Origin of the sequence: Aminipila terrae (assembly GCF_010120715.1) — a bacterium.
GTDB lineage: Bacteria > Bacillota > Clostridia > Peptostreptococcales > Anaerovoracaceae > Aminipila > Aminipila terrae.
In genome coordinates, this window is sequence record NZ_CP047591.1 from 2,147,428 (window position 1) to 2,171,507 (window position 24,080).

Sequence of the window (24,080 nt, forward strand, 5' to 3'; positions counted from 1 at the left end):
AGGAAAAATAAGTGTTAGACAGGATACCAACCGATAAAGATTTAATAGATTTAATGGGAGCACAGCTATATGATGTCTGGATAGGATTGTGCAACTTGATTGAGGAAAAATACGAAATGGACAGACTCTGGAACAGCGGAGGCAAAGCGTGGAAATATGAATACAAATACCGAAGAGGTGGGAAGACCCTTTGCGGCCTTTATGCAAAAGAAGAGGGCCTGGGGTTTATGGTCATAATGGGAAGAGATGAACGAGCCAAATTTGAAGAGGACAGAAGAAACTACTCAGCTGAAGTTCAAAAGCTATATGACGAAGCTACTACCTATCACGATGGTAAATGGCTGATGTTTGAGTTAAAAGACAAATCCCTGTTTTCAGACATGGAAAAGCTGCTTTTAATAAAACGAAAGCCCAACAGGAAGTAGCCAGGGAATGACTGTTTAATAGAGGGACTGGTTGAAACATAGCCGGATAGGAGTTTGAATAGGAAATAATGAATAATCCGTGGAAGAATATACAATTAGATGACTATGAAAGTCATATGAAGCTGGATAACATTATGCAGCTGCAAACAATGAATGAAATGATGGAGAGGCAGCTTTACGGCCATTCTGTTTCTTCTGTTATGATATTGGGTGTCGCAGGAGGAAATGGTTTAAACCATATAAAACCTGAAAGCTTTGAAAACGTATATGGTGTAGATATCAACGGTGACTATCTGAAAACCTGTGAAAAGCGTTACAAAAGCTTAAAAGGCATTTTTCAGCCTATAGAGGCTGACCTCACCAATCCAGACTTAATACTGCCAGAAGCTGATTTGGTTATTGCCAATTTGCTGATAGAGTATATAGGCTATGATAACTTTCGAAAGGTAATCCAAAAAATCAGGCCAGGTTATGCATCTTGTATAATTCAAATTAATACTGGAGAAAACTTTGTGTCGGACAGCCCATATCTGCATGCCTTTGATTGCTTAGAAGAATTGCATCACCAGATGTCAGAAAAAGAATTAACTCGTTCAATGGAAACTATCGGATATGGTTTTTCATGCTCTGAAGAGAAGGTCCTTCCAAATGGAAAGAAACTGGTATGTTTAGATTATGAACTTAACTGAAAAACATCCTCAAAAGCTATTTTGAGGATGTTTTTATTAGCTGACGATTAAGATTAATATAGTTCTTGACATAAAATTTTTATTCAATTACGCTTGTAATGTGAGATGGCGCCAACTCTCAATATATTAAAGGAGAGTAAACTTATGTATCATGGAAGATTTAAAGGGACACATTATGAAGTAGGATATAAATGGGGAAAGATGCTGGCCAAAGCAGGGAAAAAGCTTGATTTCTGCCCAACCTTTGAACTAACAGAAGAAAAATATGAATTTTCAAGACAATGTGCCAAAGAGTATAAAAAATACTTCCCTGAAATTATGGATGAAATCAGGGGTATTGCAGATGGAAATGAAGTATCTGTAGAAACATTGTCTGCTATTTTATTTTGTATGTATTGCTTTGAGTTTGATAACAAATGTACCTGTTTTGCCATTAGTACGGATGAAGAAATTATTTTTGGCAGAAACAGTGATTTCCTGGTAAGTCTTGAAAAGCTATATATGAATTGCATTTATCATTTAAAAGGGAGCTATTCATTTAATGCCAATACCACTGCCTATGTCCAAATGGAAGATGGTGTTAATGAGCATGGATTAGCTGTGGGACTTACTTTCATATATCCAAGAATAAGGAAGCCCGGGCTCAATTCAGGTATGCTTGTGAGATATTTACTGGAAAAATGTACGCACACAAAAGAGGCTGTTTCTGAATTAAATCGTTTACCTATAGCTTCTGCCCAGACCATTACTATAGCAGATAAAGAAGGACATATTGCTGTAGTTGAGTGCAATCCGGAAAACATTGTTGTTATTACACCGGAACATGGAACCAGTTTTGTGGCAACGGCAAACAACTTCAATTCTGAAACTATGAGACCATACCGTAATCCCGATATTGACGACTGGCGTTCTGATGAACGGTACCACACTGTATATAATGCGCTAAAAAATAGCAAGGACTTATATTCTATTTCCTTTGCACAAACTGTTTTGGCCGGAAAATACGGATTTATGTGCCAGTATGACCGTACAAAAAATGCAGACACTGTCTGGTCTGTAATATATGATTTGAAACGCAGACAAATATGGAGGTCAGAGGGCAATCCATCCCGAAAGAAGTTTAAAGAAGATGTACGAATGAAACTGTAATCACATCTGACCGCATAAAAAGTCATGAAGGTTCCTTCTGGCTTTACTATACTAAGACTACAAGGAAAGGAGAGAGAAGAATTGAACTGGATTAACAGCATGCAGAACGCAATCGATTATATTGAGGAGAACCTGACGGAAGAACTGGATTATGCAGAGATAGCAAGGAAAGCATATTCATCAAATTTTCATTTTCAAAGAGTATTCAGTATCCTTTGTGGTTATACCATGGGGGAATATATCCGTAACAGAAGGTTAACACTGGCCGGCAGTGATCTTGCATCCTCGGATATAAAAGTAATTGATGCAGCGTTAAAGTATGGATATGAAACCCCGGAAAGCTTTAGCAGAGCATTTACCCGGTTTCATGGAATAACTCCAACCCAGGCCAGAGCACACAGTGCCGGATTAAAATTGTTCTCCAGACTTTCTTTGAAATTAGTTTTAGAAGGAGGAGCGACTATGGATTATAGAATTGAAAAAAGAGATGCATTTAAAGTAATCGCACGAAAGGAACGCTTTAGCAGAGGAGGAGAAATAACACAGCAACACATTCATTCACTTTGGGAGGAAAGCATAAAGGATGGCACTATAGATAAACTTTGCAGCTATATTAATCCAAAGGATATTTTTGGAGGAGCGGTTGCAGGCATCAGCTTTGACAATCCTGATGAGGGAGACTTTGATTATGCCATCGGCGTTGTGTATGAGGACGGTCAGGTTGCGGATGGATTAACTGTAGAAGTAATACCCGCCAATACCTGGATGGTATTTAGCGGTACAGGTATCATGCCGGATGCGTTTAAAGACCTTTGGAAAAGAATTTATACGGAAGTTTTTCCAACAAGCAGTTACCAGCCATCTGGTGGTATGTGTATTGAAGTATATCCGAGTGATGAAGTTTTTTCAGATAACTTTACCTTTGAGATATGGTTATCCGTATCAGCTAAATAACGGAGATAGAAAAAGATGAAGAAGAAGAGGGCAGCTCATTACTGCCCTCTTCTTCTTCATCTTTCAATGTTTCAAAAATGTGGATGGGGTGAATAATAGAATTATGTTTATAATGCCTTAACCATATGATAAAATAATAAAAAATATAATTTGCAGGCTGAAAAGGAAAAATAAATGATATTAGATATATATGAAAAATGCAATGCAGATAAAGGTTGCCACGAAAGATGGGAAAGATGGGAAAGCCACAGGGATGAAATAAGCGCTGTATTAAATGAAAGGATATTTTCTGCTGAAAAAATAAAAAATGCCATTATTCTTGGAGCAGGACGCTGTGAAGATATAGATTTAAAATTTTTATTAAAACATGTAGAATCCTTAACTTTAGTTGACTATGATTATAACAGTATGGAAAAAGCCATAGAAAGGCAGCAGTTAGACAGAGAAGAATCAGATAAAGTTACCCTCAAGGGGAACGTTGAATTTACTGGATTTTATAAGGAAGAGTTTATAAATGAAGTCATCGATAAAATTAAAAGGGAAGAAAGTCCTGAGAGTGTGGTTCAGTTTATTACAGCTCACTTGAGTTCCATTAACAGTGGTTTAAGCCAATCGCTGGATAATAATAAATATTCTTTAGTAATTTCTGGTGCAGTTCACTCTCAGTTAATTGTGCCTTATACACAAATAGCTGCCTTAAATGAAGATTATACAGGGCAACTCATGCTTGAAGCAGGTAATATTGCAAATACGTTAGCTGAAAATTATAATAAAAACCTGTTTTCTCTGGTAGGTGAAAAAGGATGGCTGTTCTCATACTTTGATGTGATGGAGCTGTCAGAAAGCAATAATACATTGCAGTATGAAGAAATAATCAATGGATTATTAGTTCAAAATGAATATCAGAAAATCGATGAATTTTTTCTACAAAATGGAGGAGTAGCTGGGGCAAGACATGGTTACAATCATTTGTTCCAATTGGCTCGTCAGTACAATCCCTTTGAAAAATGCTGGATATGGCAATTCAGGGACAATAAAAAGTATTATATCCGCAGCTTGTGTGTTAATAAGGTATAAAAACGGCTCTGATAGTTTTTATTCAATCCACTCCTCTGGATGATTCATGCAGAATAATTATCTTTATGATAGAGTTAATACTTACCAAGAAAAAAAGATATAATATTAATTTGCTTTATTTTTGGATATGTGATATAATAAATCTATTGCAAAAGAATGTACCTGATAGGTACCAGACAGTTAATTGATAATTAATGAATAAGATATTGTTTCAACTCTTGTGATTTTTATTGCAAGAGTTTTTTAATTTTAGTTATAATAAAAAGCTCTGTGGAAATGTTAAATGAATATAAGATTGAAATTTGAGAAATTAAATATTATTTTTAAATAAGTCTCAGCTGAGTTTTATTGGGGAGGTAGATAAAATGAGAACTGCACTTGATTTGTTGAAAGAAGTGACCAACTTGGGATTTGACCAACAAAAAACTCTGATGCGAATCGATAAGATTCTAGATAAAGAGCTAGGAATTGAAAGTCGAAAACCCTTATTAGATGAAAAACTGCCTGACCATATCTATGGGAATATACTTAGTGCTTTTAGAGAAGAAGAGAAAAGGAATAGAAATTAATGAAACTAAATATTAAGGATGAAATAAAAATGGCAGAATTAAACTATTCTGAATATACAAATTCTGTAGGAGTGAGTATCAGGTTTCTTGGCAATAGAAATAATAAAGAAAGGGAAGATACTAAATGATTGAAGAGAAAAATATTGAGTTTGAGCTCACAGAAGAAGTCATTAACGAATGCTTACAATTTATGTAAGTCTATTCAGAAAAAATGCAACACCTTGGGGTAATCCAAGGTGTTTTTTTTACGCTAATTCTTTAAAATCTAGTATTCATTCACAGACCTCCTTTATAGGTTTCCAATATCGAGATCCATCAGGCTCCCGCCTTAGTAAATCATTATCTATTAATTCTCGCCGCAATACAAAGTAATCTCCAAAATCATGCCACTTACTACAGATTTCATTAACTTCACCTTCCGAATAATTACATTCAGGCTCAAATTTTTCAGCAAGATATGCTAATACTGCGTATCGGAGTTTGTGTTTTTGCGGTAGCTGGGTAATTTTTCCTGAACCGTCAAGAAACCTCTTGATATTAATTTTTTCTTCCATTTTAAGCACCTCATTTCAGATTTTGTTCCCGTTGCTTTTCAAGCCACATGTCAAGTAGGACCTCAATGTCATCTGTAAATTCCCGGTCGGTCTGTGTATCTTTCTTTTTTATTTCCTCAAGTATAATAAGAGAAAAGGAGTCTGCCCCATACTTGTTCCATTCTGTGAGCATGGCTGGCTCCATGCAAGAATTGATTGATACAGAAAAGTCAAACCTGTTTTTTTCTCCAACCATATCCTGGGTGGATTTAATCCAGGTCCGTCCATTACCATTACATTTAATATAATAAACCCCACCGGTTACCGTTCTGTTTTTATATTGTTCAAGCAATTGTTTTCTTGATTGTTTATCCATAAATACACCTCCTGTATGAATATGCTATATACTATATTAGTTGCCCAAAATAGGAGAAACAATCAACGCTCCGTAGAGTTAAAGACTTTTTTATAAAATTCTCAAAACTTTACAAAAATCAATAGAATAATTATGTTTATTAAGCTTTTATTCTATGATAGAATAAAAAAGTAGAGAGGCATAGCAATGGTTGTGTCTTTTGTTGTGTCTAATAATAATCGGATATCCTTTAACATTACTTGATTTTAACCGGAGGCATCAATGGAATCTCAATATACTAAGAAAAAATCTTTTATAATAAATGCAGTTTATGTCCTACTGATTGCATTAATTGTTTATGTTGCTTTAAAATATGTTTTTAATTTAATAAGCCCATTCCTTTTTGCTTTTGGAATTGCTTATTTATTAAAAGGCCCGGCAAAATGTATTTCATCATTACTGAAAATTCCTACCAAATGGGTATCTGTAATCTTGGTGGTGCTTTTTTACAGTACCATTGGTGTTTTAATTTCTTTGGTTGGGGTTAAACTGATTTCAACGGCTACTACTATTATCTCTGAACTGCCCACCATATATGAAAGTCAATTGGAACCATTTCTAATTAACAGCTTTCATGGGATAGAAAATGCTGTATCTGGGCTGGCACCAACCTTTATAAACATGTTTAACGAAGGCTTTGATCAGTTTGTAAATACGTTGGGAGTGAATGTTACTAATCTATCTTTATCCTTAGTAGGTGCCATATCTAATATCGCATCCTCCTTACCGGCTTTTTTTATAAAGATTCTAATAATGATTATTTCAACTTTCTTTATAGCCATGGATTACGATATTTTGTCAAAATTTATGCTGAGGCAGTTTTCGCCTAAAGGCAGGAAAATTATTTTAAGTATAAAGCAGTATATGGTTAACACGTTATTTGTAGTGATTCGTTCCTATGCTTTAATCATGTCCATTACGTTTATGGAGTTGTTTATCGGACTTTCTATCATAGGAATTAAAAATGCAATACTAATCGCATTAACCGTTGCTCTTTTCGACATCCTGCCAGTGCTTGGAACTGGAGGGATCATGATTCCCTGGACCCTTATTAACTTTTTCCAGGGGAATTTTGAGACGGGAATTGGATTGCTTATACTTTATATTTTCATTACGGTTATCCGAAATATTATTGAACCTAAAATTGTTGGAAGCCAGTTAGGCCTGCATCCGGTAGTCACCCTGTTTTGTTTATTTCTTGGGGCTAATTTGTTTGGGGTTATCGGATTATTCGGATTTCCCATTACCTTGTCTTTACTTAAACACCTGAATGATGCAGGAACTATTAGGATATTTAAATAAAAAATTATACGAAATATTACTGAATTTTTAACGGATAAAGCAGATTTGATAGCATTAAACTAGTTATCAAATCTGCTTATTTTGCTTTTAAAAAGAGTAATATTTATTTTTGAAAAAATAATGATAAATTTTTTAATACTTTAAAAATTTTGGAAAATTTTGTACGAAAAAGGTTGATTGCACTTCCAAAGAAAGCTACAATGGAAATATATTCTATATTTGGTGGGATTTTTAGAAAAATGGGAGGAAAATTCTAATGAGAAAACAATTTAAAGGTTTTATTGCCGGGTTTATTTTTGCCTGCATGCTGGTTATTCCAGGGTCAGTATTTGCGGACAACATACAGGCACTGTTTAATACAGCCAATATTGCTGTAGATGGAAAAACTGCGGTAAAACAGGGGGAAAACTATCAGTTGTCCGATGGGAGTACAGTGCCTTTTAGTATTAATTACAAAGGAACAACGTATATTCCAATCAGAAAAGTAAGTGAATTACTTGGGATAGGCATTAATTATGACAATGCAACCAAAACTGTTCAGATTACAAGCAACTCAAATAGTACGGTTGTAACACCACAGAAACCAACAGAAACAACTACTACAAGTTCTGCAGTTACAAGCAGCACTTCATATTGCGTATTTAATGAATGCAATAAAGATGCAAATAGTAGTGGTGATAAAGTTGCCCACGTTATTGGATTTAAAGATGGTGTGAAGATGGATACTTATTTAGACTATTCTTATTACACTGCCATCTCATCCAAAATGAGCTCAGCCCAGTTATGGGAAACTACAATGAAGAAGGGGAATGTAACAAAGTTAAAAGCTGTAGGTGCTTCCAAATCCGGTGAAGTTCTGGATAGTGATGGAAGAAATTCTGTTTCTTTATCTTCCGGACAGTATGAACTGAGCAAAAAAGTAGTTGTATATCAATGGACAGATGATAATGAATATAGAACTTTTACTGGCGATTTAAAAAAGAATGATTATGCAAATTTATATGATACCGACGGAGATAAGAAATATGATGTTGTCATATTTAACAGAAATGGGAAGACTCTGCCAGAAGGGGATAGCTCAACTGTAAAAGAAGCAAAGGATAGTACAGCAAATACCAATAATTCTGGTACCACAAGTGGTACTACCACTAAGACCGATACTTCCAGTAAAACCTATAAAATTGCTTCTACAGGTTATGCAGTAATAAATGAGTGCATGAAGGATGCAAATAGTGATGGAGACAAGGTTCAGCATGTGGTAGGTTTCCTAGAGGGTAGGAAACTTGATGCAGCAACTTCAGAGAGAAACACTGTAAATGGTTGGAAGGAACCTGTGTTAAGCGGTAATGGTTTCAATAATGCTGCATTATATAAGATGAGTGTTAATTCCATCGATGTCATTGCTACAGCAGAGAAGGTAAGCCCTAATGTGGACCAGGCAGCAGTAGAAAAAGCGGATAAGAGAAATTCTGTTACTATTGCTGGGAAGACGTATAACCTATCCAGTTCTGTGATAGTATATCAGGTAACGAAGGATGATGAATACAGAATATATACAGGAGATATCAAAGATAATGATATTGTACAGTTATACGAAACAGACAGTTCAAAAGATGGGTATGATATTGTAATTTGTTCAAGACCATAAATATTTAATGAATAAACTTTTACATTAAATCATATAGTCAATAAGGGATTACCACTTCGGCAATGGTGGTTAGCCCAGAACCGGTTTGAAATAGTCAGCCATCTAAATAAATGCTTGTTTAGGTGGTTGTGCTATTTTTTGTGCATTATTGAAATGCAGGTAGAAATAATTCCAAGAATTACTAGTGAGTAAGTGAAAAGACCTTCATACGTAACCATAGCCTCACCTCCCATTTGGAAAGAGGCTAACCATCAAGTGGTAATCCCATATTAAATAATTGTTGGGACAGTTTTACAAACTAATCAGGTCGGAATAGGTTAATTATTTAAGCTAAAATTAGATAGATAAATATAAGAAGACAATCAGTTAAAAATGCGGGAGATGCAGATGTAAATCTGCTAACCGATAAAGAAATATTATAATCTTTTTTTAAGAAACAGATATATAAATATATTAATTTACAGGGGCTATAAATCGCTTTAATAATATATATTCAAAGGATAAGAAATATATGTATCATTTAACAGAATATCAATAAAATCCAAAAGTATTTTTTTTACCAATATTTACTTGTATATATTTCTATGACCGGATGGTAAAATTGTGAAAAAAATATATACAAAGAGAGAAGAGATGAAAAAATGAAAGCAACAGGAATAGTAAGAAAAATAGATGAGCTTGGAAGAATTGTTTTACCAATGGAGCTAAGAAGAACTTTGGGTATAGACATTAAGGATCCCCTTGAGATTTACGTAGAGTCGGACGCGATCCTACTTAAGAAGTATAATCCTTCATGTATAATTTGCGGGAGCATGAAAGAACTTTCAGATTTCCAAGGAAAGAACATCTGTAAAAAGTGTAGGGAAGAACTATAATTAGTTAATAAGATTGTATCAGATTGTTTTAAAAGCAGCTTTCTAAAGTGTCAGAAAGCTGCTTTTATCATAAATTACATTTAGAATTTAATTACTTCAGGAGTGCCAGTAAAAGAATAAATTGTGGCAGTAGCATCCTGCAGATATAAAACTTCCATAAGGTTATCATCTGCTGAATACATCCTACTCAGTGCATCATGGTTTTCATTCATCATCTGTACACGTGCTTCCCGGCGGCTATCATGGACAAGCTTGGCTTCTATACGGATCCAGGTGCCGTCTTTATCCATGGTCGAGATTTCTACTTTTGGGTTATCTATCATCTGCCTGTAACATTTTTTCTGATTGCTAGTCACAATGTAAAGTTTACCTTCAAATTCTGCTACGGCACCAAAGGGACGCACACGAGGCTGATCTCCTTCACATGTGGCAATGTAGAATGGGTTTTCTTTTAAATATTTTATTACTCTTTGCATATTATTGTTCCTTTCGCACTTTTATAGTATAATTGTTATGGTTTAATTATATAAATTATATCTATATTGACAAGTACGATTATTTTATATACCTAGTATTAAATAGGATACTGTAAAAACAGAAAAAATGAAAGGTAGAACAATGGAAGATAGAAACGAGCTATTCGGTATTTGTCCTTTTGTAACTTCACAGAAGGTCCTGACCGGAAAATGGTCCCTGCTTATTATGTACCATTTAAGTAAGGGACCTGTAAGATTTAATGAATTACAACGAAGACTGCCCAATCTTACCCAGGCTACACTTTCAAAACAGTTAAAAGCCTTAGAAGCAGACGGGATGGTTATCCGGAAAGAATATCCTCAGATTCCACCAAAAGTAGAATATTCCATGAGTGAAATAGGTCATAAGTTTAAAATCGTTTTAGAAAGTTTAGAAGTCTGGGGAAATGAATATATTGAATACATCGAAAGAAAGAAATAGGGAAGCAAGTTGAAGAATAAAAATTTAAGTTGTTCCTATAAGGAACTATTAGACACATTATCCATAAAATGTGAGGAATGCTGCGGATTATGCTGTACAGCACTATACTATGCTAAAACAGACGGATTTCCGGAGGACAAAGCAGCAGGAAATCCCTGCATGAATTTGCAAGACGATTTTAAATGCGGAATTCATGAAAAACTAACAAAGTACAATTTAAAGGGATGCAGGTCCTATGACTGTTTTGGCGCTGGCCAGAAAGTAACACAAACTATTTATAAAGGTATGAACTGGAGGAACAATCCGCAGATTGCCAACCAGATGTATCAGGTTTATTTGACCGTGTATCAATATCAGCAGATGCTATGGTATTTAATTCAGGCAGCAGAGGCTGCTCCAGATAACAGACAAAAAGACTCTATAGATCTTTTAGTTAAAGAAAATATCATGATAACCAGGATGGAACCAGAACGAATACTGGCATCAGATGTTGAAAAATATAGAGGCAGAGTGAATTCTGTTCTTAAAGAGGTTTGTAAAGCGGTATATAAAACTCAAAAAAAGTCCTTTCCTGAATATGGTACAGATTGTATGGGAAAGAACTTCCGGAACGAAGAAACCAGAGGGAGGGATTTTAGTATGACTCTGCTGATTGCTGCAAATTTTGAGGGATGTGACCTGAAGCAAACTAATTTCCTGGGAGCCGATATGAGAGATGTAAACCTTAAAAACGCAGATTTAAGTGAAAGTCTTTTTTTAACTCAGATGCAGATTAATACAGCATTAGGAAATAAGCTTACAAAGCTGCCTGAATATATTAGCAGACCTGAAACGTGGCAATGATATTTTGATGAGGGTTGAGTAAAACAATTTTTATATCTACGGAGGGCATATTCCAGTTTTTAACTGAGATGGGATATGAATATTCGGCCATTGATTTATAAAGCAAGCTGTCTTTTTTTTGACAGCTTTTTTTTATGAAGTTAAAACAGGGTTGACACCGGTGGTTTTCTATAGTAAATTATAACTACACCCCCGGGGGGTGTTAAACCGCTGGATAAGGAGATTACTATAATGAAAGCAAATGAAAAAAAGATATTAAAGCTGCTGAAAACTGCCAGAGGCCAGATTGAGGGCATTATAAAAATGGTGGAGGATGACCGGTATTGTATCGATATCTCTCAACAGCTCATGGCAACAGCTGCTCTTTTAAATACTACAAACAGAGAAGTTTTATCTGCCCATTTAAAGTCTTGTGTAAATAATGCAGAGACCCCTCAGGAGAGAGAAGAAAAAATTGATGAATTAATAGGGATGCTGGGTAAGATAATGAAATAGACAGGAGGTGTGGGTATTGAAACAAAAGTTTAATATTACGGGAATGACCTGTTCCGCATGTTCAACGCGAGTTGAAAAAGGTGTGGCTAAACTGGAGGGGGTTTTAAATGTAAGTGTAAACTTATTGACTAACACCATGCAGGTAGAATATGAAGAAAAAAAATTGTCAGAGCAGCAGATTTTAGCTTCTGTAGAACATGCAGGATATGGTGCGGTTCTGTCCGATTCCCAAAAGGAGAAAAAGAGTGTAGGAAATAAGAAGGAAAACCAGAATGCCGCCCAGAAGAACCTTGTTCAGGAGCATGTGGGTGAAATGAAAAAGCGTTTTGTTGTTTCTTTAGCCTTTTTAGTACCCTTGATGTATATATCCATGGGGCATATGCTAAATTTTCCACTGCCAGGCATTTTTCATGGTCAGGAGAATGCGGTAACCTTCGCTTTTACTCAGTTCTTGTTTTGCCTGCCCGTTATATATGCAAACCGTAACTATTTTACCAAGGGATTTAGTACGCTGCTCCATGGAGCACCCAATATGGATAGCCTGATTGCTATAGGATCAACATCAGCTTTGGTCTATGGAATATTTGCTATCTATAGAATGAGCTATGGCCTTGGTACAGGCAATATGCAGATTGTAGAAAAATATAGCATGGATCTGTATTTTGAATCAGCAGCAATGATTCTGACCCTTATTACCCTTGGAAAGTTTTTAGAAGCAAAATCTAAAGGAAAAACCAGTGAAGCACTAACAAAATTAATGGATCTGGCTCCTAAAACTGCATTGGTGGAAAGAAACGGGCAGCAGGTGCAGGTACCGGTTGAGGAAGTGGAGACAGGGGAAATAGTACTTGTTAAACCAGGCAGCAGTGTTCCGGTTGATGGAATAATACTAGAGGGAAATACCAGTATAGATGAAGCAGCCATTACGGGAGAAAGTATGCCTGTTTATAAGGATGAAGGAATGAATGTAATAGCTGCTACCATTAATAAATCAGGCTTTATTAAAGTGAAAGCTACAAAAGTGGGTGCAGATACAACTTTTTCACAGATTATAAAACTGGTGGAAGAAGCCAGTGCCTCGAAGGCTCCGATAGCCAAACTGGCAGATAAAATATCAGGAATATTTGTTCCTGTGGTTATAGGAATTGCCTTAGTAACTGCTGCAGTATGGCTGATAATGGGTGCAAATTTTGAGTTTGCCTTATCTTCTGCTATATGTGTTCTGGTGATTTCCTGCCCCTGTGCACTGGGGCTGGCAACACCAGTAGCTATTATGGTAGGAACAGGGAAAGGGGCGGAAAACGGTATTCTGATAAAATCCGGGGAAGCCTTGGAACTGGCCCACAGCGTAGATTGTGTGGTTTTAGACAAGACTGGAACCATAACTCAGGGAAAGCCAACTGTAACGGATGTATTACCAATCAATGTGACTAAAGAACAACTAATTGAAATTGCAGGAGGGCTGGAAGCAAAAAGTGAGCATCCTTTAGCAGAGGCTATCATGCATTATACAGAAGAACAGAATGCATCCATCCTTGAAGCTGAAAATTTCCAATCCGTATCTGGAAAAGGGGTAAAAGCAACTATTGACAATAATACGTATTTTGCAGGAAACCAGAAAATGATGGAAGAAAGTGGAATAAGTACAAAAGCCTATGAAAAAGATATAGACAGACTTGCTTCAGAGGGGAAAACTCCCATGATATTTGCCAATCAAACTCAGATTCTGGGAATTATGGCTGTGGCAGATGTGATAAAACCTACAAGCAGAGCTGCTATTGAAAAGCTGAGGCAAATAGGCATCGAAGTCACTATGCTCACTGGAGATAACAAAAAAACAGCAGAAGGCATAGGGAGAGATTTACCATTAAACCACATTATTTCAGAGGTTTTGCCTCAGGATAAAGAAAAGGTACTGTCTCAATTACAGAAACTGGGTAAAAAGGTGGCCATGGTTGGAGATGGTATCAACGACGCTCCGGCACTGGTCCGAGCAGATGTTGGTATCGCCATTGGAGCGGGCACTGATGTGGCAGTGGAAAGCGCAGATATCATTCTGATGAAGAACGACTTGATGGATGTGGTCACTGCTATAAGATTAAGTAAAGCTGTAATCCGGAATATAAAGCAGAACTTATTCTGGGCATTTTTTTATAACTGTCTTGGAATACCTCTGGCAGCAGGTGTCTTTTTCCCTTTGTTTGGATGGAAATTAAGTCCCATGTTTGCAGCAGCGGCAATGAGTTTCAGCAGCGTATTTGTTGTATCCAATGCTCTGCGTTTAAAAATGTTTAAAGCAGACAGCCCTGGGGACAATAACTTGTATAAGGGCCATTTAATGGCTGAAAATAATAAATATATAAATCAGGAGGAAAAGAAAATGGTAACATTAAAAATTGATGGAATGATGTGTGAAAACTGCGTAAAGCATGTTAAAGATGCTCTGGAGTCTTTTAAGGATACCACGGTAGATGTGAACTTAGACCATAAAGAGGCTAAAGTTGAAATCCCATCTTCTGTATCAACAAAAGAGCTAAAGGCTGCTGTGGAACAGGCTGGTTATACCGTTACAGAGATAATAGAATAAAACCTTTTTACTAAATGTAAGATATATGTTATAATCCTTTCGGAGATAGTATTCTTTAAGGAAACTATACTCTTACTTGATTTTATGCATGTAAAACATAAGTTAAAATTAATGAGCTTATATTATATATTGAATAAGACTCGGATTTTATAGTAATAAAAGTATTATGCGCACTTTCCGGGACATTTTAGACTTGGAAGGTGCTTTTTATATATAAAGTCTTAATTTTGAGGAGAGGTTTAACTGCAGGAAAGTTAAATAGGAGGGCTATCTTCAAATTTATTTATGAAGAGAGGTAAACAAATGAAAGTAGCAGCAACAGTTTTAGAAACCAGAGATATGATCCGCAAATGGAAACAGGAAGGCTTAACAATCGGATTAGTTCCAACCATGGGATTTTTACATGAGGGACATGCCAGTCTTATACAAAAATGCAGGGAAGAAAATGATAAAGTAATTGTATCCGTTTTTCTAAATCCTACTCAGTTTGGAGAAAATGAGGACTTAGCAGCATATCCCAGAGACTTTGAAAGAGATATGATGCTTTGCGAAAAAATGGGGGCTGATCTGATTTTCCATCCGGAGCCAGAAGAGATGTATCAGGATTCCTGTACCTTTGTAAATATTACAGCACTTTCTGATAATTTATGTGGAAAAACAAGACCCACACATTTTAAGGGCGTTTGTACAGTGGTTTCCAAACTTTTTAATATTGTAACCCCGGACAATGCATATTTTGGGCAAAAAGATGCCCAACAGCTGGCGATAATAAAAAAGATGGTGAAAGATTTAAACTTTGACATCCGAATTGTGGGATGCCCCATTGTGAGAGAAGAAGATGGCCTGGCAAAATCCTCAAGAAATACATATTTAAATGAGGAAGAACGCAGTGCAGCATTATGCCTTTCCAAAGCAGTCAGAGAAGGACAGAGAATTATTTCAATGGGTGCTGACAGTGAAAAGGTTCTGGGCCCTATGCGTGAAATAATTGAAAAAGAGCCATTGGCTAAAATTGATTATATAAATGTAGTAGATGCATTAACCATGCATCCAGTAGAACGCATAGAAAATCCAGTATTGGTGGCAATGGCTGTTTATATTGGGAGGACACGTTTAATAGATAATTTTATATACGGAGAAGAATAAACTGTTTCTTTGTTAAATTTTCTGAGAAGTGTAAGTGAAAATCAATTAATACAAGGAAGAATAAGAAGGAACTATGGTTACAGGTAATTGTCAACTATAGTTTCTTTTTTTTGAATCCGGTGGTAAAATGAGGAAGAAACGAATATAAATATAGTAGAAATTGGAGGCAGAAATGGCTATTGAAAAATGCAGAGAATATTTTAAAGAGTTTAACATGGAAGACAGAATTTTGCAATTTGATGTATCCAGTGCAACAGTGGAGCTTGCAGCAGTAGCTGTAGGATGTGAACCTGAGCGAATCGCAAAGACCATGTCTTTTAAATTAGATGAAGAACCAATACTGATTGTCCTGGCAGGAGACGCCAGAATTGATAACAGTAAATATAAGGGACAGTTTCATACAAAAGCTAAAATGCTTAATCAGGAAGAAGTTGCTGAATTTATAGGACATGCTGTAGGTGGTGTTTGCCCATTCGGTATCAATGAGGGTGTAACGGTATATCTGGATGAATCTCTAAAGCGGTTTACCACTGTATTTCCAGCCTGTGGCAGCAGTAACAGTGCTATTGAACTGACCATACCTGAGCTTGAGCGGTATTCTAACTTTTTGGAGTGGGTAGATGTTTGCAAAAATTGGTAGTAACAATTTAACAGAGGGAAAGATTTCAAGACAGTTATTCTTATTTGCCATACCATTACTTTTAGGAAATTTATTGCAGCAAGTATATTTTATTACAGATTCTATCATTGTAGGACAATGTCTGGGAAGTACGGCTTTAGCAGCTGTCGGTACAGCATCTTCCATTACCATATTGATGGTAAACTTTTTCACAGGGATAGCAAATGGCACAGGAATTATACTGGCACAATATGCAGGAGCTGGAGATAACAAAAAACTAGGCCATACCATAAGGGCCGCAGCCATATTTACCGTAATCTTTGGCGTTATATGTTCAATAACCGGTGTGATTTTTTCACCTGACTTCCTAAACATGATGGATACCCCCAGTGATGTGTTCCCGCAGGCAAATAATTTTTTAACGTATTGTTTTGCAGGAATGCTGCCTATGTTGATTTATAATATGGGGGCTGCCAGTTTGCAGGCCATGGGAGATTCCAGAACTCCGTTATACTTTTTAAGTTCAGCATGTATAGTCAATGTTATTCTGGATCTTATTTTTATACAGGGATTTGGAATGGATGTGGAAGGGACTGCTATTGCCACATGTATTGCACAGGCATTAGCGGCTGCTTTGGTTTTCATAGCAATAAAAAAGAAAATTGCTGCAATGCAGAAACAGGATACAGAGCAGGAAGGCAGTAATGTCATGCAGTCTGAGAGTGAAGAAACGGGCACTCTGGCACAGCTGTTTAAAAGAATACTGATATTAGGACTGCCAATAGGAATGCAAAGCGTGGTTATTAATTTCTCAAATATTGTCGTTCAAAGTCATATCAACAGTCTGGGCTCAGATGTCATGGCTGCATGGAGTGCATTCTGCCGGCTGGATGGATTTATTATACTGCCTTTCATGAGCTTCAGCCTTGCAGTTATGACTTTTACCGGGCAGAACTTTGGTGCAAAGAAAACAGACCGAATTTTTCAAGGTGTTAAATCTGGATTGATTATGAGCTGTGGATTTACAGTTGTACTGGAAATTCTTATTGTGATTTTTGCGGAACCCTGCTTTGAGATTTTTACCAGGTCTGATGAGGTCATAGCCTACGCATGCAATATGGTGTATTACATGGTACCCTTTTATTTTATGATGGCAGCCGCCAGAGTGTATACTGGAGTTATATCTGGAACAGGCAATTCTATTACCCCGATGATTATAAATATCCTGTTCATGTGTGCCTTCAGAGTGGCGTTTCTGCCTTTCGGAGCACATATGTGGGGAAGAACCCTCATGGTTGTATATTATACATACTGGGTATCCTGGATCTTAAGTCTTGTGAGCATAATGGCGTATTATTACTTTAAAATGAAAAGGAAAATTATTATATTGTCAAATTAAAACAAACAATTTATAACTTTTTTTGTCAAAACCCTTTAGAAAATGTCTGAATAATGCTAATATTAGAAAATAAAGTGAATTTTACCCATGGTGAAATCAGAAATTATTATTTTTTATTTGAGAAAAGGAGTTAGCCATGAAAAGTATTAGAACAAAAATTATGGTAATGATTGGAGGCGTCGCCATACTTGCTATGATTGTCTCTGCACTTGTTACTGTAAATGCTGTGATGGATACTGTAGTTGGAGATGAAGAGCATGTTTCAGAACTCACCACTAAAACAGTAACCCAGGATATTAACGAGTATTTTACAAAGTATATTACAATGGCTCAGCAAATGGCATCAGACAGCAATGTAAAAAAGACATTGACAGAAATAACTTCAAGAGAAACCTACACGCAGTTACCTTCTTACGAGGGTACCTATAACTCATTAAGCAGGATTATGGAGCTGGACAAAAAAAACATTTTGTCAGCTTATGTAGCTTCGGCTAAAACAGATGTAGCCTTTGATGGCGGTGACTGGCTTTCAGACCCAGGCTTTGATTTAAAAACAAGAAGCTACTGGTTTGGAAATGATAAGGATTTAAAGAAAGGATACCTCATAACAGAACCTTATCAGGATTTGGACACAGGCAAAATGGTTATAACCGTTTCTGCGCCTGTTTACGATTTGACTGGAAATAATCTGGTGGGTATTGCCGGGATAGATGTAACGATAGACGATTTAAGCAACATGGTTGTTAATGTGGATACTGGATACGCAAAAGACGGATGCTATACCATGATGGTTTCAGGACAAGACCAGGTGCTTGCAGCTAAGAATACGAAAAGAATTCTGAAGGCAGCTGACAGCATCGGATTAAGCCAGAATATGGTAGACGAAATTAAAAAGCCATCAGAAAAAGTAATAAAATTCCAGGATAATGGAAAAGACTGTTTTGGAATTGTAAAGACTACCAGGGATGCGGGATGGAAAGTGATCTTTGCTGTTTATGAAGATGAATTTATGAAGCATGCAAATGCAACTGAAAGAAATCTAATTTTGATATACATTATTGCAATTATTCTTTTGTTTATTGTAATAGCCTTTGTAGCCAAAGGAATTGCTGCTCCCCTGAGGAAACTTACCAGCGTTACAGATGAACTGGCAAAGGGGAACCTGCATGCTGATATCGATATCACTTCTGCGGATGAAACCGGAAGACTGGCGGATTCCATGCGAAGTCTGGTAATACGACTAAGACAGTACATAGACTACATAGATGAAGTAGCCGCTTCACTTGATGAATTTGCTGCCGGGCATCTGGATATAAAGCTGGTACATTCCTATGATGGGGAATTCGCAAAGATTAAGCAATCACTGCTGCAGGTATCCAGAGTGTTTAAGAGTACGATAGGACAGATTATAGAAACCTCAGAAAAAGTTGCCAGTGGTTCTGGTGAAATTGCCAATGCATCCCAGATGCTGGCCCAGGGAGCTACTCATCAGGCAAGCACCACACAGCAGTTAACCGCAACCATAAATGAATTATCTGACCGGGTGACAAAGAATGCTGACCATGCCATGAATGCTTCAGAGCAGGTAAAAATTGTAGGAGGAACAGCAGACCAGAGTAACGAGCAGATGAGACAGATGATTACAGCTATTGCAGAAATCAATGATAAATCTGCAGAAATAGGAAAGATTATCAAAGTAATTGAAGATATAGCCTTCCAGACCAATATATTAGCCTTAAATGCTGCAGTAGAGGCAGCGAGAGCAGGAGAGGCTGGCAAGGGATTTGCAGTAGTGGCAGATGAAGTGAGAAATCTCGCAAGCAAGTCAGCTGAAGCAGCTAAGGATACGACTCACCTGATAGAAGAAACGGTAAAGGCCGTAGAGAATGGAACACAGATTGCAAACAAGACAGGCGAAATGCTGGGTCAGGTTATTGAAGGAGTATCCCAGACAGTAGAACTGATAAATGAAATTTCTTCTGCATCTGTAGGACAGGCAAGTGCCCTGAAGCAAACCCTGGAGGGTGTGGAACAAATTAGTTTTGTTGTACAGACAAATGCTGCAACGGCAGAAGAAAGTTCAGCAGCAAGCGATGAGCTTTCAAAGCAGGCGGGCACATTAAAAAGTGTTGCTTCACAATTTAAGATACAATAGAACAAAATAAGACAAAAAACGACAAAAGAACCCTAAAAAACTTCCAGTTTTAGGGTTCTTTTGCTGGATTTTTGGGGAGCATGGTGCTAATATTAGAAATAGCTGAAATTTTATTTATGCGGTACGACAGGTACCTGGTTGAAAGGAGCACTATAAGTAATGAGAAGCCTAAAGACAAAAATTATGGTAACTATAGGAGGCGTTGCGATTCTTGCAATGATTGTTTCCGCCTTTGTTACTATCAACACTGTAGTAAACACAGCAGTTTCAAACGAAGAGTATATTTCGAAATTATCTACGGGCGCGGTAAACTCAGAGATTAACGAATATTTTACAAAGTACATTGCTATTGCTGATCAGATAGCATCTAATAGTGAAATCAGAAATCTTCTTACTCAGGCCACTACAAGAGAGGCATTAACTTCAAGTCCCCAATTTGCAGATTGCTATAATACCTTAAAAAGAATTACGGATCAAAGTAACGGCCAGATTCTGGCTGCTTACGCTGTGACTGCAGATACCAATGTTGGGTTAGATGGTGCAGGATGGATTCCTGATTCCAGTTTTGATTTAAAAACCCGGGAGTATTGGTTTGACAGTCAGGAAAAAATCGACAAGGGATATGTTATAGCAGAGCCCTATAAAGATTCAGATACAGGAAATATGATTATCACCGTATCTGTTCCACTATATGATACCAATGATTCAAAGATTATCGGCGTTGCCGCTATTGATGTAACCATAAATGAATTAAGTGACATGGTAGTAAAATCCAAAAGTAATTATGGCAATGCATATAAAATGTTAATTTCAGCAAAGAATTCCATTTTAGCAAGTAAAGACACAAACCTTTTACTGAAAAGTGCAGACAAGGCTGGGTTTAGTGACGCAATGCTAAGTGAGATAGCAAAACCAACCAATAAAGTAATTAAATTTAAAGACAATAAAGAATCATGCTTTGGTGTTGTACAGACCACCAGAGATGCTGGATGGAAAGTAGTTTATATTATTCCGGAAAAAGACTTTATGAAAGTGACAAATACTACAAAGCGAAACATTATGATTGTTTATATAACGGCTATTATCATACTGTACCTGGTTATGACAGTTGTAGTGAGACGTATCGTTGCACCACTGAGAAAACTTACCAATGTTACAGATGAGCTGGCAAAGGGAAATCTTGATGCTGATGTAGATATAAATTCTGCGGATGAAACAGGAAGGCTGGCAGATTCCATGCGGAGCCTGGTAATAAGACTGAGACAGTACATAGACTACATAGATGAAGTATCTGCTTCCCTTGATCAGTTTGCAGCTGGACATCTTGACATACAGTTAAATCAGTCTTATGATGGAGAATTTGCAAAGCTAAAAGAATCCCTGCTCCAGGTATCTAAAGTGTTTAAGAGTACCATAGGACAGATTATAGAAACCTCAGAAAAGGTTGCCAGTGGTTCAGGACAGATAGCTAATGCAGCCCAGATGCTTGCTCAGGGAGCTACTCATCAGGCAAGCACAACAGAGGAATTAACAGCAACTATAAATGAATTATCTGACCGTGTAACAAAGAATGCTGACCACGCTATGAATGCTTCAGAGCAGGTAAGAATTGTAGGGGGACAGCAGACCAGAGTAACGAGCAGATGAGACAGATGATTACTGCTATTGCAGAAATCAATGAAAAATCTGCAGAAATAGGAAAGATTATCAAAGTAATTGAGGATATAGCCTTCCAGACCAATATATTGGCCTTAAATGCTGCAGTAGAGGCTGCAAGAGCAGGAGAGGCAGGTAAGGGATTTGCAGTAGTGGCAGATGAAGTAAGAAATCTGGCAAGCAAGTCAGCTGAAGCAGCTAAGGATACGACTCACCTGATAGAAGAAACGGTAAAGGCAGTAGAAAACGGAACCCAGATTGCTAACAAGACAGGAGAAATGCTGGGTGAGGTTATTGAAGGAGTTTCCCAGACAGTAGACCTGATAAACGAGATTTCTTCAGCATCAGTAGGACAGGCAAGTGCCCTGAAGCAAACCCTGGAGGGTGTAGAACAGATTAGTTCTGTTGTACAGACAAATGCGGCAACGGCAGAAGAAAGTTCAGCAGCAAGTGATGAACTTTCAAAGCAGGCAAATGCATTACAGAGCGTTGCTTCACAATTTAAAATCTAAATAATGGATAATAATTAATTAAGTTTTTAGATGACAGAAAAAGGCTCTTTATGATAAAATTAAAATCATAAGGAGCCTTTTTGAGGGGTAAAACACTGTTGACAACATAAAAAATCCGTGGTATATTTATTTTTAATTTCTATAGGATAAATATGAAATATAAGGAGGACAATCATGAACACTATAAATAATCACATGATTAAGACTATGTTGATGAGCTTCTGTGATTACATGTGCATGTATATGTGTGGCATCATGGATTATTTACGTGTGCGTCTGATTATGTAGTTTTATAGTCTGAGCTTATATGTATAGATTATAGAAGGCAGGTACATGCGTGTACCTGCCTTATTTTTTAGAAGATCAGAAAAGGAGGAACAGGATGAAACCTGTAATTGAAGTAAAAAATGTTTCAAAAATATTCAAATCCAAGACTAGTAATGTTGAAGCATTGAAAGACATTAATCTGGAAATCCAGAAAGGTGAAATATTTGGGATTATCGGAATGTCCGGAGCAGGTAAAAGTACATTGGTACGGTGCCTGAATTACCTGGAAAAGCCGTCAGAGGGAAGTGTACTCATAGAGGGAGAGGATTTAGGAAAATTAACGGAAAAAGAACTTAGGAAGAAAAGAACTGAAATTTCCATGATCTTTCAACATTTTAATCTGTTAATGCAAAAGAAAGTAATTGATAATATTGCTTTTCCGCTGATTATTCAGGGAGTTAAGAAACGGGAGGCCAGAAAAAGAGCAGAGCAGTTGCTGGAAACGGTAGGACTAAGTGACAAGGCAAATGCTTATCCAGTTCAACTGTCAGGGGGACAAAAACAGAGAGTTGCCATAGCCAGAGCATTGGCAGTTAATCCTAAGATTCTACTTTGTGATGAGGCAACCAGTGCCCTGGACCCGCAAACTACGGAGTCCATTTTAGAACTTCTTCAGGAGATTAACTATAAATATGGAATTACCATTGTAATTATAACCCATGAAATGGCTGTAGTTCGAAAAATCTGCACTCATGTGGCTATTGTAGAAAAAGGCAGGATTATTGAGCAGGGAACTATGGTGGATATTTTTAACCATCCAAAGTCAAAGAAAGCACGGGAATTAATAATCGGGCAAAAGGAAGAGGAAACCTGGACTGGAGAAAGACGTCTGAAAGAACGTTTGGAGCAAACAGACAAGATTCGTATTGTCTTTTCTGAGAATTCTGCCTTTGAACCTGTTATTGCAAATATGGTTTTAAAGTTTGGCACACCTGTGAACATATTAAAGGCTGACACAAAAAATGTGGGAGGGGTTGCAAAGGGGGAAATGATTTTAGGCATTCCCCAGGACAAAAATATTCAGATAAACATAAAAAATTACCTGCTGGATTGTGGGCTTGAAATAGAGGAGGTTATGGAAGATGTGGAGTAGTGAAATAACAGACATGCTTATAAAAGGCACTGGGGAAACCGTTTACATGACTTTGGTTTCTACTTTGCTGGGATATTTGTTTGGCCTGCCTATGGGAATCTTATTGGCTATTTCAGATAAAGAAGGCCTTAAGCCAAATGTAGTTATTTACAAGGTTCTGGATTTTATAGCAAATGTGGTGAGAAGTGTACCTTTTCTGATTTTATTAATCGTTATCATTCCTTTTACAAGAGTAGTTGTTGGACAAAGTTATGGTTCAACTGCTACCATTGTTCCATTAGTGGTAGCAGCAGTACCGTTTATTGCCAGAATGGTAGAATCATCCATAAAAGAAGTAGATTATGGCGTGATTGAAGCAGCTCAGTCCATGGGTGCAGGAACATTTTCAATTATTACCAGAGTGCTTTTAGTGGAAGCAAGAACATCTATTATCGTAGGGGCTACAATTGCCATTGGAACGATTCTGGGCTATTCTGCCATGGCGGGAACTGTAGGCGGAGGAGGCCTTGGGGATATTGCTGTTCGTTATGGGTACTATAGATACCAGACAGATATTATGCTGGTTACTGTTATTCTGTTAATCATACTTGTACAATTGTTTCAAACAGTAGGCATGAAAGTGTCAAACCGTTTAGATAAAAGAAAATAAGAAGGA

25 protein-coding genes are annotated in these 24,080 nt (G+C 37.0%); 22 read left to right on the forward strand and 3 right to left on the reverse strand.

What is annotated here, in order from left to right; translation table 11 throughout:
• Positions 1-11 precede the first annotated feature (11 nt).
• From Ami3637_RS10150 to Ami3637_RS17910, 7 genes are all read left to right on the forward strand, one after another.
• Positions 12-425, forward strand: a complete 414-nt coding sequence (locus Ami3637_RS10150; RefSeq protein WP_162362472.1) for a DUF3788 domain-containing protein — start codon at positions 12-14, stop codon at positions 423-425.
• Between the two features lie 68 nt (positions 426-493).
• Positions 494-1,114, forward strand: a complete 621-nt coding sequence (locus Ami3637_RS10155) for a class I SAM-dependent methyltransferase (RefSeq protein WP_202931041.1) — start codon at positions 494-496, stop codon at positions 1,112-1,114.
• Positions 1,115-1,258: 144 nt separating this feature from the next.
• A complete protein-coding gene (locus Ami3637_RS10160) occupies positions 1,259-2,263 on the forward strand; it encodes a C45 family autoproteolytic acyltransferase/hydolase (protein ID WP_162362473.1) in 1,005 nt (334 codons plus the stop codon).
• 81 nt (positions 2,264-2,344) lie between these two features.
• Entirely contained in the window at positions 2,345-3,217 is an 873-nt protein-coding gene (locus Ami3637_RS10165) for an AraC family transcriptional regulator (RefSeq protein ID WP_162362474.1), read from the forward strand.
• A 174-nt stretch (positions 3,218-3,391) separates the two neighbouring features.
• Positions 3,392-4,294 (forward strand): hypothetical protein, encoded by a 903-nt coding sequence (locus tag Ami3637_RS10170; RefSeq protein WP_162362475.1) that lies wholly within the window; start codon positions 3,392-3,394, stop codon positions 4,292-4,294.
• Positions 4,295-4,659: 365 nt separating this feature from the next.
• The gene (locus tag Ami3637_RS10175; protein ID WP_162362476.1) at positions 4,660-4,863 is read left to right on the forward strand and encodes a hypothetical protein; all 204 of its coding nucleotides are present in this window, start codon (positions 4,660-4,662) and stop codon (positions 4,861-4,863) included.
• Complete coding sequence (locus Ami3637_RS17910) at positions 4,863-4,991, forward strand: hypothetical protein (protein WP_279286662.1); 129 nt, start codon at positions 4,863-4,865, stop codon at positions 4,989-4,991. Before Ami3637_RS10175 ends, Ami3637_RS17910 begins: the two co-directional genes overlap by 1 nt.
• A gap of 144 nt (positions 4,992-5,135) precedes the next feature.
• On the opposite strand, the gene Ami3637_RS10180 is transcribed toward Ami3637_RS17910, so the two are convergent.
• Positions 5,136-5,417, reverse strand: coding sequence for a DUF2087 domain-containing protein (locus Ami3637_RS10180; RefSeq protein ID WP_162362477.1), 282 nt, complete (start codon positions 5,415-5,417; stop codon positions 5,136-5,138).
• A 10-nt stretch (positions 5,418-5,427) separates the two neighbouring features.
• Entirely contained in the window at positions 5,428-5,772 is a 345-nt protein-coding gene (locus Ami3637_RS10185; protein ID WP_162362478.1) for a GIY-YIG nuclease family protein, read from the reverse strand.
• Positions 5,773-6,033: 261 nt separating this feature from the next.
• Here Ami3637_RS10185 and ytvI point away from each other — a divergent pair, with 261 nt between their 5' ends.
• The 3 genes from ytvI to Ami3637_RS10200 all read left to right on the forward strand — a co-directional run bounded on the left by ytvI (position 6,034) and on the right by Ami3637_RS10200 (position 9,636).
• Positions 6,034-7,113 (forward strand): sporulation integral membrane protein YtvI, encoded by a 1,080-nt coding sequence (gene ytvI, locus Ami3637_RS10190; protein ID WP_162362479.1) that lies wholly within the window; start codon positions 6,034-6,036, stop codon positions 7,111-7,113.
• 256 nt (positions 7,114-7,369) lie between these two features.
• Positions 7,370-8,761 carry a stalk domain-containing protein gene (locus Ami3637_RS10195; protein ID WP_162362480.1) on the forward strand — a complete coding sequence of 464 codons (1,392 nt, stop codon included), beginning with the start codon at positions 7,370-7,372 and terminating at the stop codon, positions 8,759-8,761.
• 641 nt (positions 8,762-9,402) lie between these two features.
• Positions 9,403-9,636: an AbrB/MazE/SpoVT family DNA-binding domain-containing protein gene (locus Ami3637_RS10200; protein WP_162362481.1), complete on the forward strand. Its 234-nt coding sequence runs from the start codon at positions 9,403-9,405 to the stop codon at positions 9,634-9,636.
• Positions 9,637-9,716: 80 nt separating this feature from the next.
• Here Ami3637_RS10200 and Ami3637_RS10205 read toward each other — a convergent pair whose 3' ends face one another.
• Positions 9,717-10,112: a pyridoxamine 5'-phosphate oxidase family protein gene (locus Ami3637_RS10205; protein WP_162362482.1), complete on the reverse strand. Its 396-nt coding sequence runs from the start codon at positions 10,110-10,112 to the stop codon at positions 9,717-9,719.
• Positions 10,113-10,254: 142 nt separating this feature from the next.
• Between Ami3637_RS10205 and Ami3637_RS10210 the strand changes: the two genes are divergently transcribed.
• From Ami3637_RS10210 to Ami3637_RS10265, 12 genes are all read left to right on the forward strand, one after another.
• Positions 10,255-10,593, forward strand: coding sequence for a winged helix-turn-helix transcriptional regulator (locus tag Ami3637_RS10210; protein WP_162362483.1), 339 nt, complete (start codon positions 10,255-10,257; stop codon positions 10,591-10,593).
• Between the two features lie 9 nt (positions 10,594-10,602).
• A complete protein-coding gene (locus tag Ami3637_RS10215; RefSeq protein WP_162362484.1) occupies positions 10,603-11,436 on the forward strand; it encodes a pentapeptide repeat-containing protein in 834 nt (277 codons plus the stop codon).
• Positions 11,437-11,667: 231 nt separating this feature from the next.
• Positions 11,668-11,931, forward strand: a complete 264-nt coding sequence (locus Ami3637_RS10220) for a metal-sensing transcriptional repressor (protein WP_162362485.1) — start codon at positions 11,668-11,670, stop codon at positions 11,929-11,931.
• A 16-nt stretch (positions 11,932-11,947) separates the two neighbouring features.
• A complete protein-coding gene (locus tag Ami3637_RS10225) occupies positions 11,948-14,518 on the forward strand; it encodes a heavy metal translocating P-type ATPase (RefSeq protein WP_162362486.1) in 2,571 nt (856 codons plus the stop codon).
• A 303-nt stretch (positions 14,519-14,821) separates the two neighbouring features.
• On the forward strand, positions 14,822-15,664 hold the full coding sequence (panC, locus tag Ami3637_RS10230; protein WP_162362487.1) for a pantoate--beta-alanine ligase: 843 nt from the start codon (positions 14,822-14,824) through the stop codon (positions 15,662-15,664).
• A gap of 172 nt (positions 15,665-15,836) precedes the next feature.
• A complete protein-coding gene (locus Ami3637_RS10235; RefSeq protein ID WP_162362488.1) occupies positions 15,837-16,304 on the forward strand; it encodes a YbaK/EbsC family protein in 468 nt (155 codons plus the stop codon).
• On the forward strand, positions 16,285-17,682 hold the full coding sequence (locus Ami3637_RS10240; protein WP_162362489.1) for an MATE family efflux transporter: 1,398 nt from the start codon (positions 16,285-16,287) through the stop codon (positions 17,680-17,682). Before Ami3637_RS10235 ends, Ami3637_RS10240 begins: the two co-directional genes overlap by 20 nt.
• Positions 17,683-17,818: 136 nt before the next feature.
• The gene (locus Ami3637_RS10245) at positions 17,819-19,837 is read left to right on the forward strand and encodes a methyl-accepting chemotaxis protein (protein WP_162362490.1); all 2,019 of its coding nucleotides are present in this window, start codon (positions 17,819-17,821) and stop codon (positions 19,835-19,837) included.
• Between the two features lie 159 nt (positions 19,838-19,996).
• Complete coding sequence (locus Ami3637_RS10250) at positions 19,997-21,484, forward strand: PDC sensor domain-containing protein (RefSeq protein ID WP_162362491.1); 1,488 nt, start codon at positions 19,997-19,999, stop codon at positions 21,482-21,484.
• Positions 21,481-22,005: a methyl-accepting chemotaxis protein gene (locus Ami3637_RS10255; RefSeq protein ID WP_162362492.1), complete on the forward strand. Its 525-nt coding sequence runs from the start codon at positions 21,481-21,483 to the stop codon at positions 22,003-22,005. The genes Ami3637_RS10250 and Ami3637_RS10255 overlap by 4 nt, the downstream gene beginning before the upstream one ends.
• A 382-nt stretch (positions 22,006-22,387) precedes the next feature.
• Positions 22,388-23,425: a methionine ABC transporter ATP-binding protein gene (locus tag Ami3637_RS10260; RefSeq protein WP_162362493.1), complete on the forward strand. Its 1,038-nt coding sequence runs from the start codon at positions 22,388-22,390 to the stop codon at positions 23,423-23,425.
• On the forward strand, positions 23,415-24,074 hold the full coding sequence (locus Ami3637_RS10265; RefSeq protein ID WP_162362494.1) for a methionine ABC transporter permease: 660 nt from the start codon (positions 23,415-23,417) through the stop codon (positions 24,072-24,074). The genes Ami3637_RS10260 and Ami3637_RS10265 overlap by 11 nt, the downstream gene beginning before the upstream one ends.
• Positions 24,075-24,080: the final 6 nt, after the last annotated feature.

Excerpts from the sequence above, each read along its gene's own strand:
- Ami3637_RS10155 (WP_202931041.1), top strand. The coding sequence starts at position 494 with ATGAATAATCCGTGGAAGAATATACAATTAGATGACTATGAAAGTCAT.
- Ami3637_RS10160 (WP_162362473.1), top strand. The coding sequence starts at position 1,259 with ATGTATCATGGAAGATTTAAAGGGACACATTATGAAGTAGGATATAAA.
- Ami3637_RS10170 (WP_162362475.1), top strand. The coding sequence starts at position 3,392 with ATGATATTAGATATATATGAAAAATGCAATGCAGATAAAGGTTGCCAC.
- Ami3637_RS10175 (WP_162362476.1), top strand. The coding sequence starts at position 4,660 with ATGAGAACTGCACTTGATTTGTTGAAAGAAGTGACCAACTTGGGATTT.
- Ami3637_RS17910 (WP_279286662.1), top strand. The coding sequence starts at position 4,863 with ATGAAACTAAATATTAAGGATGAAATAAAAATGGCAGAATTAAACTAT.
- Ami3637_RS10180 (WP_162362477.1), bottom strand. The coding sequence starts at position 5,417 with ATGGAAGAAAAAATTAATATCAAGAGGTTTCTTGACGGTTCAGGAAAA.
- Ami3637_RS10185 (WP_162362478.1), bottom strand. The coding sequence starts at position 5,772 with ATGGATAAACAATCAAGAAAACAATTGCTTGAACAATATAAAAACAGA.
- ytvI (WP_162362479.1), top strand. The coding sequence starts at position 6,034 with ATGGAATCTCAATATACTAAGAAAAAATCTTTTATAATAAATGCAGTT.
- Ami3637_RS10195 (WP_162362480.1), top strand. The coding sequence starts at position 7,370 with ATGAGAAAACAATTTAAAGGTTTTATTGCCGGGTTTATTTTTGCCTGC.
- Ami3637_RS10200 (WP_162362481.1), top strand. The coding sequence starts at position 9,403 with ATGAAAGCAACAGGAATAGTAAGAAAAATAGATGAGCTTGGAAGAATT.
- Ami3637_RS10205 (WP_162362482.1), bottom strand. The coding sequence starts at position 10,112 with ATGCAAAGAGTAATAAAATATTTAAAAGAAAACCCATTCTACATTGCC.
- Ami3637_RS10210 (WP_162362483.1), top strand. The coding sequence starts at position 10,255 with ATGGAAGATAGAAACGAGCTATTCGGTATTTGTCCTTTTGTAACTTCA.
- Ami3637_RS10220 (WP_162362485.1), top strand. The coding sequence starts at position 11,668 with ATGAAAGCAAATGAAAAAAAGATATTAAAGCTGCTGAAAACTGCCAGA.
- panC (WP_162362487.1), top strand. The coding sequence starts at position 14,822 with ATGAAAGTAGCAGCAACAGTTTTAGAAACCAGAGATATGATCCGCAAA.
- Ami3637_RS10235 (WP_162362488.1), top strand. The coding sequence starts at position 15,837 with ATGGCTATTGAAAAATGCAGAGAATATTTTAAAGAGTTTAACATGGAA.
- Ami3637_RS10240 (WP_162362489.1), top strand. The coding sequence starts at position 16,285 with ATGTTTGCAAAAATTGGTAGTAACAATTTAACAGAGGGAAAGATTTCA.
- Ami3637_RS10245 (WP_162362490.1), top strand. The coding sequence starts at position 17,819 with ATGAAAAGTATTAGAACAAAAATTATGGTAATGATTGGAGGCGTCGCC.
- Ami3637_RS10250 (WP_162362491.1), top strand. The coding sequence starts at position 19,997 with ATGAGAAGCCTAAAGACAAAAATTATGGTAACTATAGGAGGCGTTGCG.
- Ami3637_RS10255 (WP_162362492.1), top strand. The coding sequence starts at position 21,481 with ATGAGACAGATGATTACTGCTATTGCAGAAATCAATGAAAAATCTGCA.
- Ami3637_RS10260 (WP_162362493.1), top strand. The coding sequence starts at position 22,388 with ATGAAACCTGTAATTGAAGTAAAAAATGTTTCAAAAATATTCAAATCC.
- Ami3637_RS10265 (WP_162362494.1), top strand. The coding sequence starts at position 23,415 with ATGTGGAGTAGTGAAATAACAGACATGCTTATAAAAGGCACTGGGGAA.